The organism is Nitratireductor sp. CH_MIT9313-5 (genome assembly GCF_037029545.1).
GTDB lineage: Bacteria > Pseudomonadota > Alphaproteobacteria > Rhizobiales > Rhizobiaceae > Chelativorans.
Genome location: NZ_JAYMER010000010.1, coordinates 331,288 through 349,539, shown reverse-complemented (window position 1 = coordinate 349,539; position 18,252 = coordinate 331,288). Strand labels below are relative to the sequence as shown.

At 59.9% G+C, this 18,252-nt stretch carries 14 protein-coding genes; 2 read left to right on the top strand and 12 right to left on the bottom strand.

Going from position 1 to position 18,252, the window contains the following annotated elements; all coding sequences use genetic code 11:
- Window positions 1-5: 5 nt before the first annotated feature.
- The 8 genes from pyc to WA367_RS02900 form a co-directional block, all read right to left on the bottom strand.
- On the bottom strand, window positions 6-3,470 hold the full coding sequence (gene pyc / locus WA367_RS02935) for a pyruvate carboxylase (protein WP_336055295.1): 3,465 nt from the start codon (window positions 3,468-3,470) through the stop codon (window positions 6-8).
- Between the two features lie 249 nt (window positions 3,471-3,719).
- Window positions 3,720-4,820, bottom strand: coding sequence for a branched-chain amino acid ABC transporter substrate-binding protein (locus tag WA367_RS02930; protein WP_336055294.1), 1,101 nt, complete (start codon window positions 4,818-4,820; stop codon window positions 3,720-3,722).
- A 142-nt stretch (window positions 4,821-4,962) separates the two neighbouring features.
- Entirely contained in the window at window positions 4,963-5,331 is a 369-nt protein-coding gene (locus tag WA367_RS02925) for a DUF6867 family protein (RefSeq protein WP_336055293.1), read from the bottom strand.
- Window positions 5,331-6,065 (bottom strand): ABC transporter ATP-binding protein, encoded by a 735-nt coding sequence (locus tag WA367_RS02920; RefSeq protein ID WP_336055292.1) that lies wholly within the window; start codon window positions 6,063-6,065, stop codon window positions 5,331-5,333. Before WA367_RS02920 ends, WA367_RS02925 begins: the two co-directional genes overlap by 1 nt.
- Window positions 6,062-7,447, bottom strand: coding sequence for an ATP-binding cassette domain-containing protein (locus tag WA367_RS02915; protein WP_442935519.1), 1,386 nt, complete (start codon window positions 7,445-7,447; stop codon window positions 6,062-6,064). The genes WA367_RS02920 and WA367_RS02915 overlap by 4 nt, the downstream gene beginning before the upstream one ends.
- Window positions 7,447-8,901 carry a high-affinity branched-chain amino acid ABC transporter permease LivM gene (gene livM, locus WA367_RS02910; RefSeq protein ID WP_336055291.1) on the bottom strand — a complete coding sequence of 485 codons (1,455 nt, stop codon included), beginning with the start codon at window positions 8,899-8,901 and terminating at the stop codon, window positions 7,447-7,449. The genes WA367_RS02915 and livM overlap by 1 nt, the downstream gene beginning before the upstream one ends.
- Window positions 8,901-9,830 (bottom strand): ABC transporter permease subunit, encoded by a 930-nt coding sequence (locus WA367_RS02905; RefSeq protein WP_336055290.1) that lies wholly within the window; start codon window positions 9,828-9,830, stop codon window positions 8,901-8,903. The genes livM and WA367_RS02905 overlap by 1 nt, the downstream gene beginning before the upstream one ends.
- A gap of 430 nt (window positions 9,831-10,260) precedes the next feature.
- A complete protein-coding gene (locus WA367_RS02900) occupies window positions 10,261-11,499 on the bottom strand; it encodes an NAD(P)/FAD-dependent oxidoreductase (protein WP_336055289.1) in 1,239 nt (412 codons plus the stop codon).
- A 313-nt stretch (window positions 11,500-11,812) separates the two neighbouring features.
- Here WA367_RS02900 and WA367_RS02895 point away from each other — a divergent pair, with 313 nt between their 5' ends.
- On the top strand, window positions 11,813-12,430 hold the full coding sequence (locus WA367_RS02895; RefSeq protein ID WP_336055288.1) for a GntR family transcriptional regulator: 618 nt from the start codon (window positions 11,813-11,815) through the stop codon (window positions 12,428-12,430).
- A 38-nt stretch (window positions 12,431-12,468) separates the two neighbouring features.
- Here the strand turns inward: WA367_RS02895 and WA367_RS02890 are convergent, their stop codons facing one another.
- Window positions 12,469-12,786 (bottom strand): hypothetical protein, encoded by a 318-nt coding sequence (locus WA367_RS02890; protein ID WP_036485830.1) that lies wholly within the window; start codon window positions 12,784-12,786, stop codon window positions 12,469-12,471.
- 265 nt (window positions 12,787-13,051) lie between these two features.
- Window positions 13,052-14,548, bottom strand: coding sequence for a CoA-acylating methylmalonate-semialdehyde dehydrogenase (locus tag WA367_RS02885; RefSeq protein ID WP_336055287.1), 1,497 nt, complete (start codon window positions 14,546-14,548; stop codon window positions 13,052-13,054).
- 215 nt (window positions 14,549-14,763) lie between these two features.
- Here WA367_RS02885 and WA367_RS02880 point away from each other — a divergent pair, with 215 nt between their 5' ends.
- The gene (locus WA367_RS02880; protein ID WP_336055286.1) at window positions 14,764-15,645 is read left to right on the top strand and encodes a LysR family transcriptional regulator; all 882 of its coding nucleotides are present in this window, start codon (window positions 14,764-14,766) and stop codon (window positions 15,643-15,645) included.
- Between the two features lie 3 nt (window positions 15,646-15,648).
- Here WA367_RS02880 and WA367_RS02875 read toward each other — a convergent pair whose 3' ends face one another.
- Entirely contained in the window at window positions 15,649-16,815 is a 1,167-nt protein-coding gene (locus WA367_RS02875) for a diphosphate--fructose-6-phosphate 1-phosphotransferase (RefSeq protein WP_336055285.1), read from the bottom strand.
- Between the two features lie 63 nt (window positions 16,816-16,878).
- Complete coding sequence (locus WA367_RS02870; protein WP_442935532.1) at window positions 16,879-18,210, bottom strand: MFS transporter; 1,332 nt, start codon at window positions 18,208-18,210, stop codon at window positions 16,879-16,881.
- Window positions 18,211-18,252: the final 42 nt, after the last annotated feature.

Sequence of the window (18,252 nt, the reverse complement as noted above, 5' to 3'; positions counted from 1 at the left end):
TCGCCTCAGGCGCCGTTCTCGAATACCACGAGCAGGTCCTTGGCGTCGATTTGCTCACCGGCTTTCACCAGAACCTCCGACACCACGCCGTCACGCTCTGCATGCAGGGCCGTTTCCATCTTCATGGCTTCGATGGACAGGAGAACATCGCCCGCCTTTACATCCTGACCCGGCGTGACCGAGACGGAGGAGACGACGCCCGGCATCGGCGCGCCCACATGTGCCTCATTGCTGGCCTCCGCTTTCGGACGCGTCTTCGCAGCACCCGCATGGCGGCGATCCGGCACCTTCACGCGGCGCGGCTGGCCGTTGAGTTCGAAGAAGACCGTGACCATGCCCTTCTCGTCCGGCTCGCCCACTGCCAGGCAGCGGATGACCAGCGTCTTGCCGCGCTCCAGGTCTACGAAGATCTCCTCTTCGGTCTCGACACCATAGAAGAAGACCGGCGTCGGCAGGACGCTGACAGGGCCATAGGTCTCCTGCGCTGCGGCAAAATCGAGGAAAACCTTCGGATACATCAGCCAGGAGACAAATTCGAAATCGCTGACTTCACGACCAAGCTTTTCTTCCAGCTCCTTGCGATCCGCCTCCAGATCGGCCGGCTCCAGAAGCGAACCGGGGCGTACGGTGATGGGCTTCTCGTTCTTGAGCGCCTTTTTCTGCAGCGCTTCGGGCCATCCGCCCGGCGACTGACCGAGATCGCCGCGCAGCATCGAGACGACCGAGTCGGGGAACGCAATGTCCTTCCTTGGATCAACGACCTCCTCGACCGACAGGTCCTGGCTGACCATCATCAGCGCCATGTCGCCAACGACCTTGGACGACGGCGTGACTTTAACGATATCGCCGAACATCATGTTGACGTCGTGATAGGCACGCGCCACCTCGTGCCAGCGGGTCTCAAGCCCAAGCGAACGTGCCTGCTCCTTGAGATTGGTGAACTGACCGCCCGGCATCTCGTGCAGATAGACTTCCGAAGCAGGGCCCTTAAGGTCGCTTTCGAAGGCCGCATATTGGTTGCGCACGGCTTCCCAATAGAAGGAAATGCGGCGCACCCACTCGCGGTCGAGACCCGTATCCCGCTCGTCGCCCTTGAGCGCCTCGACAATGGAGCCGAGGCATGGCTGGGACGTATTGCCCGAAAGCGCGTCCATGGCCGCATCCACCGCATCCACGCCACTCTCGACAGCCGCAAGAACAGTCGCCGCCGAAATGCCAGATGTGTCATGCGTGTGGAAGTGCAATGGCAGATCCGTCGCCTCGCGCAGGGCCTTGAAGAGCGCGCGCGCGGCATTCGGCTTCAACAGGCCGGCCATGTCCTTCACGGCGATTATGTTCGCACCGGCCGCCTCAAGCTCCTGCGCCATGCCCACATAATATTTCAAGTCATATTTCGAGCGTTCCGGATCAAGGATGTCGCCGGTGTAGCAGATGGTCGCTTCGCAGAGCTTGCCACTCTCGCGCACAGCATCCATCGCCACACGCATATTTTCGACCCAGTTCAGACAGTCGAAGACGCGGAAAAGATCGATGCCGCCTTCAGCCGCCTTCTCCACGAAGAGCTTGACCACATTGTCTGGGTAGTTGGTGTAGCCAACGCCGTTTGCGCCACGCAGAAGCATCTGCAGAAGCAGGTTTGGTGCACCTTCACGCACAAGCGCCAGACGCTCCCAAGGGTCTTCCTGCAGAAAGCGCATGGAAACGTCAAAGGTCGCACCTCCCCAGCATTCCAGCGACAAAAGCTCGGGCAGTGCTCGGGCATAGACAGGCGCAATGCGCGCTATGTCATGTGTGCGCATGCGCGTGGCCAGAAGCGACTGATGCCCGTCGCGCATTGTGGTGTCGGTTACCAGAACGCGCTTCTGCTCACGCATCCACTTGGCGAAGCCTTCCGCGCCGCGCTCATCCAGAATCTGCTTGGTGCCGTCAGGGACCGGGCCATTGAGATAGGGCACGATCGGCGCAGCCGCATCCGCCTTGGGCCGCGGACGGTCGCGCGCCTCCGGATGACCGTTGACCGTAACATCGCCCAGATAGTTCAAGAGCTTGGTCGCACGGTCGCGGCGCTTCACCTGATCGAACAGTTCCGGCGTCGTGTCGATGAAACGCGTCGTGTAGGTGTTGTTGCGGAATTTCTCATGGCGAATGATCGCCTCAAGGAAGGTCAGATTGGTGGCGACACCGCGAATGCGGAATTCGCGCAGCGCACGGTCCATGCGCAGGATTGCCTCTTCCGGCGTCGGCGCCCAGGCCGTCACCTTTTCCAGAAGCGGATCGTAGAAGCGGGTGATGACCGCGCCCGAATAGGCCGTACCACCGTCGAGACGGATGCCGAAACCGGTCGCACCGCGATAGGCGGTGATACGTCCGTAATCGGGAATGAAATTCTGCTCGGGGTCTTCCGTGGTGATGCGGCACTGCAGGGCGTGACCGTTAAGCTTGATCTCCGACTGAACCGGAACGCCGGTGTTGCCGTTGCCGATCTCTTGGCCTTCGAGAATGCGGATCTGCGCCTTTACAATGTCGATGCCGGTCACTTCTTCGGTGACCGTATGCTCAACCTGGATACGCGGATTGACCTCGATGAAGTAGAAGGAGCCGGTGTCGGCATCCATCAGAAACTCGACCGTGCCTGCGCCGATATAGTTGGTTGCCTGCGCGATCTTCAGCGCATAGCCGCAGAGTTCTTCCCGCTTGGCGTTGTCGAGGTAAGGAGCCGGCGCCCGCTCAACGACCTTCTGGTTGCGACGCTGGATGGAGCAGTCACGCTCGAACAGATGCACGGCATTACCATGCGTGTCGCCCAGCACCTGCACTTCCACATGGCGAGCGCGCTCGACGAGCTTTTCCAGATAGACCTCGTCCTTGCCGAAGGCGGCCTTTGCCTCGCGCTTGGCTTCCATCACCTCGCGTTCGAGATCTTCGGCCTTGCGAATGGCGCGCATGCCGCGACCGCCTCCACCCCAGGAGGCCTTGAGCATGACCGGATATCCGATCTCATCGGCCATCTGGCGCACCACAGCCATATCGTCCGGCAGCGGCTCGGTGGCCGGGACCACCGGCACACCCACCTCGATGGCGAGATTGCGCGCGGCCACCTTGTTGCCGAGGCGGCGCATCGTCTCTGGCTTCGGCCCGATGAACGTGATGCCGGCTTCGGCACAGGCTTCCGCAAATTCCGGGCTTTCAGAGAGCAGCCCGTAACCGGGATGAATGGCATCGGCGCCTGAAAGTTTGGCAACCCGCATCACCTCTTCGATCGAAAGGTAACTTTCGATGGGCCCGAGATCCTTCTCCAGATGCGGCCCACGCCCCACTTGGTAGGACTCGTCGGCTTTGAACCGGTGCAGTGAGTATTTATCCTCTTCCGCCCATATCGCGACCGTTCTAATGCCCATCTCGTTGGCAGCGCGAAAAACGCGGATGGCAATTTCAGAACGATTTGCGACGAGAAGCTTCTTGATCTGCACTGGCATACTCCGGTGAGGGAAACATTATTACGTGCATTTCACCGGGGAAGATGTTCAGCGTCACTCCTCCCCCGCGAAACGCCACGCATTTGTTAGCGCGCCGATTGCTGCAGCGCAAACGCATATATCGCAAGGTGAGGTCCCAAATGAGCATATCTTTGCGCATTGCCCCTATGGAGTGGTTGCGAACGCAAAGAAAAACGGCCCGGCATTTCTGCCGGGCCGCTTTCTTGCGAATATTAGCAAGGACTACTGCTGGAGATAGTCGTACTTGCCGTCTTTCCACTCGTAGAAGACGTAACCCGGCAGGGTCACGTCGCCCTTCTCGTCGAAGGAGAGTTCGCCCAGAACGGTGTCGAAGGTGCCTTCATTGAGCGCCTTGACCACTGCGTCATACTCTACAGAACCAGCATCATTGGCAGCTTTTGCCCAGGTCTGGATGGCTGCGTAGGTGTAGAGCGCGTAGCCTTCGGTGGTCTTGCCAGCAGCTTCAAGAGCTTCAACAACCGGCTTTGCAACTTCGTTCTTGCGTGGATCCGGAGAGAAGGTCATGAGGGTGCCTTCACCGGCATCACCGGTAATGGCCCAGTACTCGTCGGTCACGAGAGCGTCACCGGAAACGAGAACCGTATCCATGCCCTGCTCGCGCATCTGGCGTGCCATGAGGCCAGCTTCGGTGTGATAACCGCCCACATAGAGAACACCGATGCCTTCCTGCTTCAGCTTGGAAACAAGCGCGGTGTAGTCTTTTTCACCAGCGGTGTAGGCTTCGTAGAGAGCTGGCTTGCCACCGGCAGCCTCATAGGCAGCCATGGTCGCGTCGGCCAGGCCCTTGCCATAGGCGGTCTTGTCGTGAACGAAGGCCACTTTCTTGTCACCGAAATTCTCGACGAGGAAATTGCCGGCCACTTCACCCTGCTGGTCGTCACGGCCGCAGACGCGGAATACGCCGTCGCCCGGACGCTCGTCGGTGAACTTCGGATTGGTCGAAGCCGGCGTGATCTGCACGATGCCTTCTTCAGCGTAAACGCTGGAAGCAGGGATCGAGGAGCCCGAGCAGAAGTGACCTGCCACGAATGCCACGCCCTGACCGGCAAACTGGTTTGCAACGGCAACAGCCTGCTTCGGATCGCAGGCGTCATCACCAACTTCAAGAACGAGCTGCTCGCCATTCACGCCGCCAGCCGCATTGATATCGGCAACGGCCTGCTCGGCACCGGCCTTCATCTGCGCGCCGAAGGAAGCGTATTGCCCCGTCATCGGACCAGCAGTCGCGATTACGATTTCGGCCCAAGCGGACCCCGTCATCACAAGGCTAAGCGCTGCGCCAGCCAGAAGTGCTCTTTTCATGGTATCTCCCTTTAACACCTGATGTTCCCACAGCTGTCCGGAAATGGTGTTCGGCTTTCCGGTTCTGCCGCGCGGGTTTGCACCCGCTTAACCAGCATCAAAGCTCAATTCTGACGCGAAGTGAAGCTATTGTTCTGGTTAATCATGAATCCGCGGCGGCTTTCTTCGTCCAGTTGATCGGACCGCTTCGCGAATATTGAAAACTGTACTGCGTGCTCATCTGCCGCGCCCGTGTGATTCGCTTGCCAAAGAAGGCAATCGCCATAAGCACCAGTACATCAACGATGTAATAGTATGGCGACAAAAGCGTGCCGTTGAAGAGCGCGAAATGGATGAAGCGCGTCGCAAGCCCAAGAAGCAACACATAGGCTGCAAGCTGCAGATTGGGCTGCCAGGCGCTCGCCACTGCCTTTCCGGTCAGATAGGCGGCACCGCCTGCCAAAAGCACGGTGACGAAGACGAATTCCCAGATGGAAACTTCCCAGATGAGACCGTTTGCATTGCCGTCCATCAGTGTGCCCCTCCTTCAAGATAGGCTGCACGTACTTCTTCTTTCTTGAGAAGTTCCTGCCCCGTGCCGCTCATCGTGATGTTGCCATTGACCATCACATAGCCGCGATGGGCGAGCTTGAGCGCATGGAATGCGTTCTGCTCCACCAGGAATACGGTCAGCCCCTCGGTCTCGTTCAGTTCGCGAATGGCATCGAAGATCTGCTTCACGATCAGTGGTGCCAGACCAAGCGATGGCTCGTCCAGAAGCAGAAGCTTCGGCCGGCTCATGAGCGCGCGTCCGATGGCCAGCATTTGCTGTTCGCCACCCGATAGCGTGCCGCCACGTTGATGCTGACGCTCCTTCAGACGCGGGAAAAGGGTGAACACCTTTTCCAGGTCCGACTTGAAGTGCTTCGGGTCGACGAGCGAAGCGCCCATTTGCAGATTTTCCATCACGGTCATGCGCGGGAAAATGCGTCGCCCTTCTGGAGACTGGGCGATGCTCATGCGCATGATCTCGTGGGTGGGCATCGAAGTGATGTCCACACCGTCATAGATGATCTGTCCGGTGCGCGCCTGCGGATTGCCGCAGATCGTCATCATGAGAGTGGACTTCCCGGCACCATTGGCGCCGATCATCGTCACGATCTCTCCGCGATGCACCTCAAGATCCACGCCGCGCAAGGCGCAGATCTTTCCGTAATAGGTCTCGACGCCGCGGACCGAAAGCAATGTATCTGCCGCGTTCGTCATACCTTGCCTCCATTATTGTTCTTGGCCGCACCACGACCGGGGCGGCTGGACGAAACCTTGCCTCCATCGACGCGCTTGGAGAATTCCGTGTCTCCGCCTTCGGCCAGAACACGGGCCTGGCTTACCCATCCCTCCCGCTCGATACGACCGGGGAACGCGAGGTAGGAGCCGACCCACTCGACCTCTTCCTGCCCCCAGGCTGCAATCTGCCCGAAGGTCCAGATGCCAAGCGCGTTCAGCTTGCGCTCGTTCTGCGGACCGATACCCTTGATGCGGGTCAGGTTGTTGGCGCCAGAGGCCGGAGGATTGATGGTCCCAAGCGGCTGACGACCCGGATAATTCCCGGCATCGGCAATGACGATTTCCTGAACTTCCGGAACATCCGACGAGGCATGAACCTGTTCTTCATGCTCCTCGACGACTTCCTTCACGTCCTCCAGGACTTCGGGAACGTCAATCTCTTCCTCGTCATCCACGCCAAGATAGGCGGCGATCACCTTCGGATCGGCTTTCACCTCGTCGGCCGTACCGTCCGAAATCTTCACACCGTAATCCAGGACGATGATGTGATCGGAGATCTCCATCACGACGCCCATATCGTGCTCGATCAGCAGCACCGAGGTACCATGTTCGTCGCGGATATAGCGCAGCAGCTCGTTGAGCTCGGCGGATTCACGCGGGTTCAGACCGGCTGCAGGCTCGTCCAGGCACAGAAGCTCGGGCCCGGTGCACATGGCGCGTGCAATCTCCAGACGGCGCTGTGCACCATAGGGAAGATCGGACGCCGGATCGTCGGCGCGGTCGATGAGATGCGTGCGCTCAAGCCAGTAGACGGCTTTCTCGATCGCCTCTTCTTCCGCCTTCTTGTAGCTCGGCAGTCCAAGAATGCCGCCGATGGAGAAGCCTGACGCGACCACCAGCGGATTGTGCTGCGCAACGAGCAGGTTTTCCAGGCAGGTCATGCCGCCAAACAGGCGGATATTCTGGAAGGTACGCGCCACTTTAGCCTTGTGCGAGATTTCATGGTCGGGCATCCGCTCCAGAAGATAAACCCCTTGGCCACCCTCCTTATGGAAGCGCAGACCGCTGTCGGTGACCGTCTTCACCGTATCGTCCTGTCGCCCCGGACCGTGACGCATGATGATGCGTCCTTCGGTCGGCTTGTAGAAGCCGGTCACGCAGTTGAAGACCGTGGTCTTGCCCGCGCCATTCGGCCCGATCAGGGCGGTGATGTCACCCCGCCCCACATCGAAGGAGAGGTCGCCGACTGCGACCAGTCCGCCGAATCGCATCGTCAGATGCTCCACCGAGAGAACAGGGTCCTGCTCCCAACGACGAAGCGCTGCGCCCTCGGGCGCTTTCTTTCCCGTCATCGCGTTCATCAGTGACCCTCACCCTGTGCAACCATGTCAGCGCCGATCTTCTTCTTCTCCTTGAGAACAGCCGAAGGTTCACGCGTCGAGACAAGCCCGCGCGGTTTCCAGACCATGATCAGAACCATGGCGAGGCCGAAGATCAGCATGCGGTACTGGACCGGATCGAAGCCGGGACCAAACACCTGGCTGAGGAAACCGAGATTACGCAGCATCTCAATGCCACCGATCATGACGACCGAGGCAATGACCACGCCCACCTGCGACCCGAGACCACCCAGAACCACGATGGCAAGGATGATGGCCGATTCCAGGAAGGTGAAGCTCTCCGGCGAGATGAAGCCCTGGCGCGTTGCAAAGAACGACCCGGCGAAACCACCAAACATCGCGCCAATCGAGAAGGCGGTCAGTTTCGTGTTGCGGGTGTTGATGCCAAGTGAACGGCAGGCGATCTCATCTTCACGCAGCGCTTCCCAGGCACGACCGATAGGCAGTCGCCGTAGTCGCATCGTGACGAAGTTCGTCAGGAGCGCGAGGGCGAAGATGATGTAATAGAGGAAGATGAACCGGTGGATCGGGTCATAGGCAATGCCGAAGAAGTCGGCAAATCCACCCTCGCCACGTTTCAGTTCCAGACCGAAGAAGGTTGGCTTCGGAATGCCCGAAATGCCGTCAGGACCGCCGGTAAATTCATACCAGTTCAACAGCACGACGCGGATGATCTCACCAAAGGCCAGCGTGACGATGGCCAGGTAGTCGCCCCGAAGTCTGAGCACCGGGAAACCAAGCACCATACCCCAGACCGCGGCCAGAAGACCGGCAAGCGGCAGTGCCACCCAGAAGCCGATGAAGTCGAAATACTGGGCCAGAAGCGCGAAGGAATAGGCACCCACGGCGTAGAAGGCGACGTAGCCCAAATCGAGAAGGCCCGCGAGCCCCACCACGATATTCAGACCCCAGCCGAGCATGATGTAGGTCATGATCAGGATCGCCAGATCAATGAACTGACGGTCGCGACCCGGGAAGAGCATCGTGAAGAAGAAAGGCAGGATACAGGCGAAGATGAAAAGCCCGCGCAGGAGCCACTTGCCTGTTCCCGGTGCTGCATTGCCGAGTGCGGCGACCTTCTTGCCCAGTGTTTCCGTTGCGGGCTTGCGCGCATTGAACACGAAGACGTTGAGCGCCAGCCGCCCGGCAAACGCAATCAGGATCGAGACGAACCACGCCACCCAGCGAGTGGTAACGTCCAGCCCACCCGGTGCGATGTCCGTGCGCACATTGATGAAGAACAGGCCAAGCACGCCAACCAGAACGGCAGCCGTCAGCGCATCACGCAACGAATCCTGCATGGTCTTTCCGGTTGGAACAGGCGGTTGCGTGCCGTCGCGGCGCGCTTCTGCCTTGGCTTGAGCTCCGGCGGGCTTTTGGATGTCCGCCGGTACATTCTTTGCAGGTCCAGCCATCACACCTTCTCCACTTCGGGTTGGCCTAGCAGGCCGGATGGCAGGAAGATGAGCACGATCGCGAGGATCGAGAACGCGGCAACGTCCTTGTACTCAACCGTGAAATAGCCTGACCAGAACACTTCGATCAGGCCAATCAGCAGGCCACCGAGCATCGCGCCGGGAAGCGAGCCGATGCCACCAAGAACAGCCGCGGTGAACGCCTTAACGCCGGCAAGGAAGCCGATATAGAAGTCGATCACACCGTAAAGCAGCAGGAACATGAGACCGGCAACGGCAGCAAGTGCGGCGCCCATCACGAAGGTCAGCGAAATCGTGCGGTCGACATTGACGCCCAGAAGGGCCGCCATCTTGCGATCCTGCTCACAGGCGCGCTGCGCGCGACCCAGCGAGGTGCGATTGATGAGCATGGTGAAACCAGCCATCAGCACGAGCGTCGTCAGGATGATGATGATCTGCATGTAGGAAAGCTGGACGACAATGGCGCCGGTTTCCGTGTTGCCTTCCATCAAGGTGATGCCACCCTGGATCTGCGGCGGCAGCGGCTTGACGCGGGCACCTTGCGTGATCTGCACGAAGTTCTGCAGAACGATCGACATGCCGATGGCCGTGATCAGGGGCGCAAGGCGGAACGAACCGCGCAAGGGCCGATAGGCCAGACGTTCAACCGTCCACCCCCAGGCGGAGGTGAAGATCATGGCGACGATCACCACGATGAGCAGAACGAGCGGCAGGAAGGCGAAGCCGAGTACACTGGTCAGAATGAGGAACATCGCCAGCGCGATGAACGCGCCGATCATGAAGATATCGCCGTGGGCGAAGTTGATCATGCCGATGATGCCGTACACCATCGTGTAGCCGATGGCGATGAGACCATAGATGGAACCCAGCGTCAGCCCGTTGATAAGCTGCTGGACGAAATATTCCATATTTCGCGTATCTCCCCTGAGCGGCTTGAGGTGAAGCCGCTACGTAATTGTTGTTCCCTGGTCGCCTGGTCGGACTTCTCTTGGTCCAATATTTTTCCTGCGACCTTGTTTATCGTGCCATGCCCGCATTGTGGCTTAACCGTGGCGGGGAGGCTATCACCCGCACTGTGCAATGTCCTTGTGTTGAAGGCCAGATTTTTTTCAAATTTTCGAACAATCCCCGAATAGAGGCGCTAACCGCGCACTATTCTTGCGCGCACTCAAGTTCTTCGGCAACGGTGTTACGGCGCGGACAGATTCTCCCGTACACCATTCACGGTCATACGCATCTCATGCCACTCCCATGCAGCAGGGCAAACCTTGTCTGGGCACTTGGTGAGTACATGAAACACCAATGCAATCCGAGACTTCCACTGATCTTGAGAAACGATCAGAACCGCTGCGGACTGAACGCAGAGAGGTCAACCGGCGGCGCTTCCTCAAGAACAAGGCTGCGCACGATCTTTCCAGTTGCCGCCCCTTGTGTGAGCCCAAGATGACCATGCCCGAACGCCAGGACCACGTCGCGATCGCGGCGTGAACGGCCGATCACCGGCAGCGAATCCGGCAATGACGGACGGTAGCCCATCCACTGGCGCCCTCCCTCGCGCTTCAGGCCGGGCAGAAAGCGCGAGGCCTTCTCCAGCATTGCCTGCGCACGTGCATAATTTGGCGGACGCTTCAACCCGCCAAGCTCCACCGCTCCACCGATCCGGATGCCGGTAGCAAGGGGAGAAACAATGAAGCCGTGCCCGCCGAAGATGAGTTGCTTGGCAATGGGGAACGCATCAAGGGGAAGCGTGGTGTTATAACCCCGCTCCGTCTCGAGCGGGATCGTGTCGCCGAACAGTCTGGCAAATTTTCGGGAATAGGCACCGGCCGCCACGACAATTTTCCGGCAATCAACACTGCGTCCATCCGTGAAGCTAAGCCGCAGGCTATCGCCCTCACGCGTTATCGTGGCAACCTCTCCGGGCAGGAACCGCGCACCATGAGCCTCCGCATGCGCCCACACCCGCTGTCCCACCTGACGCGGATCGGCAACCGTGTACCAGCCAGGAACATAGGTGCCGCGCTTTATGAACGGCGCAAGCCCCGGTTGAATGGCTTCGAGCTCGGCCCCCTCGACATGAGTGAACGAGATTCCGCATTTCGCGCGGGCGTCCCAACCCGGGAGCGAAGCCTTGAACGCGGCCTCGCTCGTGTAAAGCTCGAGACTGCCCTCTTTGTGCAGCATGTCGATGCTGCCCGCGCGCTTGAGCAGGTCTGGCCAGGCTTTGGCGGAAAGCTTCATCAGGGAAGCCTGCGCCGCCAGTGCGCTTTCATAGCGTTGAGGTCTGCTTGCGATGAGAAAGCGAACCAACCAAGGCGCGATCTGCAGAGCGTATGCCGGTGGAATTGCAAAGGGACCGAGCGGGTCAAACAGCCAGCGCGGCACCTGCCCCATCATGCCCTTCTGCGAAAGTGGCAGCACATCCGCAAAAGCCAGGGCACCAGCATTTCCTGAACTCGTTTCCTCGCAGATACCGGAGCGATCGACAATCAGAACCTTCTGCCCGGCTTCGGCAAGATGCGCAGCCACATTGACGCCGATTATGCCGCCGCCGAGCACCACGATGTTTTCAGCCACTTGGCTCCCCCCTCACCTGCTTGCAGATGACCTCATCCGCACTCCCGTCCTCTGATATTCCATTGCTGCCCATCCGACCCCTGGGCTGCAAGAGACTTGTGTTGCGGGAGACAGTTAATGCAGCACTTAAAGCGCCGCATGGCACGCCCTGACTGCAATCCCGCCACCGCTACAATCGTTGTTGCGCATAACTCTGTTGATATATCTCGAACATGCTGGTGCTTGGGAAGCCGCACCAGCTATGAAGGGGTCAGATATATCAACAAGGACTCAAATGATTCCCTTCGCGCCACCGACCACGGAACCTGCCGCAATGCGTGCTTATCGCGCGTTGGAGAAAATGATCGTCACGTTGGAACTTCCACCGCGTACTGTCACCACGGAAGGCGCACTCATCGATGTCCTGAAACTCGGGCGGACCCCGGTGCGGGAAGCCATTCAGAGACTGTCATGGGAAGGTTTGGTGGAGGTCAGGCCGCGCGCCGGGCTCGCTATCGCCCCGCTTAATGCCAGTGACTGGCTGAAGGTTATTGATGCCCGACGCGGGCTGGAGGTGACGCTGGCAAAGTCTGCAGCCCGTTTCGTGACGGCAGATCTGGCGGCACAATTCCGCCATGCAGCGCTACGCATGCAGAAGGCGACCGTGGCAGGCAATGCCATGGCTTTTCTAGAAGCAGATCGTGAGGTGGATGAAGCTATGGCGCTGGCATCAGACAATCCGCACGCAGCACGCGCCGCTGCACCTCTGCAGACCCATAGCCGACGCTTCTGGTATCGCTTTCAAGCGGATTCAGGTCTTGCTCCTGCGGCAGAGCAACATATCCACGTTATCCAGGCCATTCTTGATGGGGACGAACGCGAAGCGGCAAAGGCTGCGGATCAGCTCGTGACCCTGCTTCGGCGAAACGCCGAAGCCGCAGCGCGCATCTGAAGCACCAGGTGCTTGAGCGGATCGGGGCAATTCAGTCCTCAGACGCCCTGCCCCACGAGTGTGGAGAAGTTGTCGTCCCAGCCCTCTCCGGCGGCCATGATGCAGCTGTTACCATTCACATCGGTCGTGAGTATCGTCCAGCTGCCTTGGCTGGATGTGAAGACTTCCATCACCGCTTCCGCACCCAGCATACCGACAGCCTTCTGGCTTTCGTTGAACTGAAGGCCGAGCTGGTTGACCAGATCGTCACGTGGCGCGCAAACGCTCGCCTCACTGGTAGCCTGCTGCGATCCGGTGAAGAGTGCGACGGCGGCAAGCGCCGTCAAGCCGAAGCCGGCTTTCATGGCCTTAATCATTTTGTACCTCCTGCCACCTCGTCGGTCGTCTGACGGGGCATCGCTCAATCATTCACGCTTTTTTAGCGTCTTGTCCGGGAGGTAACGGATTCGCGGCACAGGCGTTCCCTCGCCCTTGTATCCACGGCATTCACATTAATGAGAGTTGCAGCTGCGCAACGCTTCGGATCTGCGGCTCACACTGCATCGAAACGGCTGGCCAAAGAAGAAAAGCCCCGCCTCCGGAGGAGGCAGGGCTACAAGTTCCCGGGAGGAGCCGGCTTTCTCAGTTCATGGTCGGGATGACAAACTCCGCTCCATCCTTCACCCCGGAAGGCCAGCGCGAAGTAACCGTCTTCGTTTTCGTGTAGAAGCGGAAGGCATCGGGTCCGTGCTGGTTCAGGTCGCCGAAGGCAGACGCTTTCCAGCCACCGAAAGTGTAATAGGCAATTGGCACCGGGATCGGCACATTCACACCGACCATGCCCACATCAACCCGAGCCGCGAAGTCTCGCGCCGCATCGCCATCGCGGGTGAAGATCGCGACACCATTGCCGTATTCGTGGTCGTTGGGGAGCGCCAGCGCTTCCTCATAGTTCTTCGCACGCACCACCGAAAGAACAGGCCCGAAGATCTCTTCCTTGTAGATGCGCATGTCGGGCGTGACATTGTCAAAGAGGCAGCCGCCCATATAGTAGCCGTTCTCATAGCCCTGCATCTTGAAGTCGCGGCCGTCCACGACGAGCTTTGCGCCTTCCTTCACGCCCAGATCGACATAGTTCTTCACCCGCTCCAGCGCATCGGCTGTTACCAGCGGGCCGAAATCGGCCGAGCTGTCGGTGGACGGGCCAACCTTGAGGCTCTCCACCCGCGGGATGAGCTTTTCCACGAGCCGGTTTGCAGTTTCCTCGCCCACCGGCACCGCGACGGAGACGGCCATGCAGCGCTCGCCCGCCGAGCCGTAACCCGCGCCAATCAACGCATCCACGGTCTGGTCCATGTCGGCATCCGGCATGATGATGAGATGGTTCTTCGCGCCGCCAAAGCACTGCGCGCGTTTGCCGGTAGCGGCTGCACGGCTGTAGATATATTGCGCGATCGGCGTGGAGCCGACAAAGCCGACAGCCTTGATGTCCGGATCATCAAGAATGGCGTCAACCGCCTCCTTGTCGCCGTTGACCACATTCAAAACACCTTCAGGCAGACCGGCTTCGATGAAAAGCTCTGCAAGCTTCATCGGCACGCCCGGATCGCGCTCCGACGGCTTCAGGATGAAGGCGTTACCGCAGACAATGGCCGGAGCAATCTTCCAAAGCGGAATCATTGCGGGAAAGTTGAAGGGCGTGATACCGGCCACCACGCCAAGCGGCTGGCGCATGGAATAGACATCAATGCCCGGACCGGCACCTTCGGTATATTCACCCTTCATCATATGCGGTGCACCGAGGCAGACCTCGACAACCTCGAGACCGCGCTGAAGATCCCCCTTCGCATCGGGGATCGTCTTGCCATGCTCGCGTGCCAGAAGCTCGGCCAAATCGTCATAATCGCGATGCGCAAGCTCCAAAAACTTTCGCAGAACACGTACGCGCCGCTGCGGATTGGTCGCCGCCCAGGCTGGCTGAGCTGCCTTGGCATTCTCCACCGCCTCACGCAGCTCGGCTGCCGAAGCCAGCGCCACTTTCGCGCGTACCGTGCCGTCCATGGGCTGCATTACATCCTGGCTGCGCCCGCTTTTGCCAGCCACATGCTTGCCACCGATAAAATGCCCGTATTCTTCCACTGGATGCCTCCAAATCGCGTCCTGCGTTCATGTTACCCGCCAGTGCGGTCCGGCGGCAGGCACCGCGCCGGGAGATGCGGGATACCTTTTAATTCGCCTTCATTTTCTCCGCTCCACACAGCAAAAGCAACGCGCGCGGAAAACAAGCCGTTGTGCAAAAATTAAATGCGCAATAATATGTCGCGTGCATAAAACGCTTAACGGGAGGAGCGTCCATGAATTGGGATGATGTGAGGATTTTTCTGGCTGTCGCGCGCGCGGGGCAAATCCTGGGCGCCGCTAAACGCCTGGGCCTCAATCACGCGACCGTCTCCCGCAGGGTCGCTGCACTTGAAGAGTCGCTGGGCACACAGCTCTTCCATCGACTGACCACTGGATCGGAGCTGACGCCAGCCGGCGAGCGCCTGATGGAATCGGCAGAGCGCATGGAAGCCGACATGATCGCTGCCCGAGCGGAATTGGGCGGTGAGGGAGAAGCGGTTTCAGGCACGGTGCGCATTGGCGCGCCCGACGGCTTCGGCGTCGCCTATCTGGCACAGCGTCTTGGACACCTTACCGCGCAGCATCCGGGTCTGTCGGTGCAACTGGTCCCGGTCCCCCGTTCCTTTTCGCTCTCGCGCCGCGAAGCCGATATTGCAATCACGGTCGAACGTCCGACGGAAGGTCGCCTCGTCGCGCAGAAGCTGGTGGACTACACGCTCAACCTGTATGCCTCACGCGCATATCTCGAAGAGAACCCGGCGCCCACAAAGGTTGAAGAGCTGAAAGACCACCGGCTTGTCGGATATGTGCCCGACCTCATCATCAGTCGAACGCTCGACTATGCCACCGAGATCTATGAAGGCTGGGAAGCAGCTTATTCCGTTTCCTCGGCTCTCGGCCAGGTGGAGGCGGTGCGTGCCGGTTTCGGCATAGGCATCCTGCACAGCTTCATCGCCCGCAACCATCCCGAACTCGTGGAGTTGAACCTCACCCAGCCCATCCGCCGCAACTACTGGCTCGTCTACCACGAATCCATGCGCCCATCGCGCCGGGTGCAGAAGGTCGCCGAGTTCATTTCGAAGCTCGTGGAGAAAGAGCGTCAGGTCTTTGTCTAGCTCCTAGACAAACACCCGCCCCACCTCGAATTTCCGCGGCAGGAGACGATGCAGATACTCCCGTCCTTCGGCTGAAATCTTATTCGCTTCAGGCTCCAGGTAGGTCTCCGGCATGTGGCGGGTTTTCGCAGCCACTGCTTCGAGCGGCACCAGCTTCAAGGCGGTTCGCATACCATCGAACTGCAGCGCGACCGAGCCATCGCCCTGCTCGACACTGGCAACGGCAAATGCCCCCGCTTCGAAGGCCTCGCGCGCATCCGTCTCGTTGATCGTCGCGATATTCCCGCGGGGGAGATAGCCGAGTGTATCGACGCGGGCGCGCTGACCAGGCAGATCTTCCGCCAGCATCCGCTCCACCGCCTGTCCGAGATCTGTGCCGGAAAGGCGGACATTGCCATGCGCGTCGCGCTCAAGCATTTCAGGCGGGACGAGACTTTCGACGAGAGACCTGCCGCTGCCATCGGACACACCCTCCGACATCGCGACAATGCAGCGCCCATGTGTGGCAAGAACCGATTTTACATCTTCAATGAACCGGCTGCGATCGAAAGCACGTTCCGGTACATAGGTCAGATGTGGGCCGGATGTCTCGTCCGTTGCCCAGGCAGAAGCCGCAGCCGTTAGGAACCCGGCATGGCGCCCCATGACAATGCCGACATAGACGCCCGGCAGCGCGCGAAAATCCAGATCCACGCTCAGAAAGGCGCCGGCCACGAATTCCGCAGCCGAGATGAAGCCCGGCGTGTGGTCGTTCTCCATCAGGTCATTGTCGATGGTCTTCGGCGCATGCATGAAGGTCATGCGGCCGCCCGCGGCATCCCGCAAAATGGCCTGCGTGCCGGACGTGTCATTGCCACCGATATTGATGAAGGCATCCGCACGAACAGCTTCCAGCCCCTTGAGCACTTGCGCGCAATAGGCCTCATCCGGCTTGTCGCGGGTCGATCCGAGAGCCGCGCTAGGCGTGGCCGCGATGGCGCGCAGCTCATCCTCGCTCAGATCGGAAAGCGTAACGAAATTCCCATCGCGAATGCCGCGTACACCATGAAGCGCGCCCAGCACACGTGCACCCGGATAGCGCCGTTTGGCTTCCAGCGTCGCACCGACAACGGTTTGATTGATGACGGCGGTCGGGCCTCCGCCCTGCGCGATTACGAAAGTCTCGGCCATTGAAAATGCTCCCCGGTAATCGGATGGAAATGTGCCACGCTCGCGCACAATCGAAAAGGCGCCTCAGCTGTCGCCAACCCGCTGCCGCACCATGGGCAGCAGAACCAGCCCCAGAACGAAGAGCAGAAGAATGGGCGTCACGCCGAGTCGCTGTGCATCCTCGACCGACAGATCGAAAAGCCGCGACGAAAAGAATGCCGTGGCCGCGGCAACCGCGAACGGTCCGATAAAGGTCGTGGCCTTGCCCGACAGCGCATAGAGGCCGAAGGCTTCCGTCAACCGCTCCTGCGGCACCTGATCGACCAGAAGCGTGCGCGAAGCCGCCTGAATCGCACCGCCTGCAGCACCAATGAAACCGCCTGCAATGAAGAACGCGATGTCGGGCGCGGAACTGTCCGTGGTGCCAAGGGGCACGAAAAGCAGCTCGCTACGCGTGGTGGAGATGACCAGCAGGCAGCAGGCAGACAGCACAAGGATCGAGATCGAGACCACGAATTTCGGTCCGAACCTCTGATCCATGCGCCCGCCAGCCCATGCACCGATCGCACCGGTGATATTGGCGAGAATGCCAAACAGGCCGATCTGCGTGATCGACCAATCGAGAACGCCCGCAGCATAGATGCCGCCAAATGCATAGAGCGCATTGAGCGCGTCGCGATAGAGCATGGAGGAGGCGAGAAAGCTGAAATAGCTGCGCTGCGAGGGCAGGCTTTTCAGCGTGTTCATCAGCTGACGCAGCCCGTCCCGCACTGCACCAGCGACCGCCTCGCGGCGGGGCTGATCGGGCGTGAAGAGGAACATCGGGATGACGAAGACGAGGAACCAAAGACCTGTCAGGGGCCCGGCCGCTCGGTCGCCTTCACGTGCCGCAGCATCCAGACCAAAGATCGGTTCGACGCCGAGAAGGGTGCGCCCCGTCTCCGGCGAGGCCGACATGAAGCCGAGCACGAGGATGAGCGAGACCAGTCCGCCCAGATAGCCAAGCCCCCAGGCCGAGCCCGATAGCCGCCCCAACTCCTCGCGAGGCACCAGCCCTGGCATCATCGCATTGTTGAAGACGGCCGCGAATTCCATGCCGAATACGGCGAGCGAGACGAGCACCAGCACGAGCCAAAGATGCTGCATGTCCGGTACGGCGAACCAAAGCGCCATATTGGCGAGAATGCCGATAATTGCGAAAACGGCGATCCACGGTTTTCGCGGTCCCGACGCATCCGCGATGGCGCCAAGAATGGGCGAGGACAGCGCAATAAGCAGACCGCCTACGCCTGTCGCAAGCCCCCAAAGCTCCTGCCCCTCTGCCGCATTGGGCGCAACGGCAGAGGCGAAATAGGGCGCGAACACAAATGTGATGATGAGCGTGTGGAAAGGTTGCTGCGCCCAGTCGAAAAGCATCCAGCCCCAGATCCCGCGCCGCGAGACCCGCTTTTGCTCGAT

What these genes read in the sequence shown, in the direction of transcription:
- WA367_RS02930 (WP_336055294.1), bottom strand. Translation starts at nt 4,820, where the DNA reads ATGAAAAGAGCACTTCTGGCTGGCGCAGCGCTTAGCCTTGTGATGACG.
- WA367_RS02925 (WP_336055293.1), bottom strand. Translation starts at nt 5,331, where the DNA reads ATGGACGGCAATGCAAACGGTCTCATCTGGGAAGTTTCCATCTGGGAA.
- WA367_RS02920 (WP_336055292.1), bottom strand. Translation starts at nt 6,065, where the DNA reads ATGACGAACGCGGCAGATACATTGCTTTCGGTCCGCGGCGTCGAGACC.
- WA367_RS02915 (WP_442935519.1), bottom strand. Translation starts at nt 7,447, where the DNA reads ATGAACGCGATGACGGGAAAGAAAGCGCCCGAGGGCGCAGCGCTTCGT.
- livM (WP_336055291.1), bottom strand. Translation starts at nt 8,901, where the DNA reads ATGGCTGGACCTGCAAAGAATGTACCGGCGGACATCCAAAAGCCCGCC.
- WA367_RS02905 (WP_336055290.1), bottom strand. Translation starts at nt 9,830, where the DNA reads ATGGAATATTTCGTCCAGCAGCTTATCAACGGGCTGACGCTGGGTTCC.
- WA367_RS02895 (WP_336055288.1), top strand. Translation starts at nt 11,813, where the DNA reads ATGCGTGCTTATCGCGCGTTGGAGAAAATGATCGTCACGTTGGAACTT.
- WA367_RS02890 (WP_036485830.1), bottom strand. Translation starts at nt 12,786, where the DNA reads ATGATTAAGGCCATGAAAGCCGGCTTCGGCTTGACGGCGCTTGCCGCC.
- WA367_RS02880 (WP_336055286.1), top strand. Translation starts at nt 14,764, where the DNA reads ATGAATTGGGATGATGTGAGGATTTTTCTGGCTGTCGCGCGCGCGGGG.
- WA367_RS02875 (WP_336055285.1), bottom strand. Translation starts at nt 16,815, where the DNA reads ATGGCCGAGACTTTCGTAATCGCGCAGGGCGGAGGCCCGACCGCCGTC.
- WA367_RS02870 (WP_442935532.1), bottom strand. Translation starts at nt 18,210, where the DNA reads ATGCTTTTCGACTGGGCGCAGCAACCTTTCCACACGCTCATCATCACA.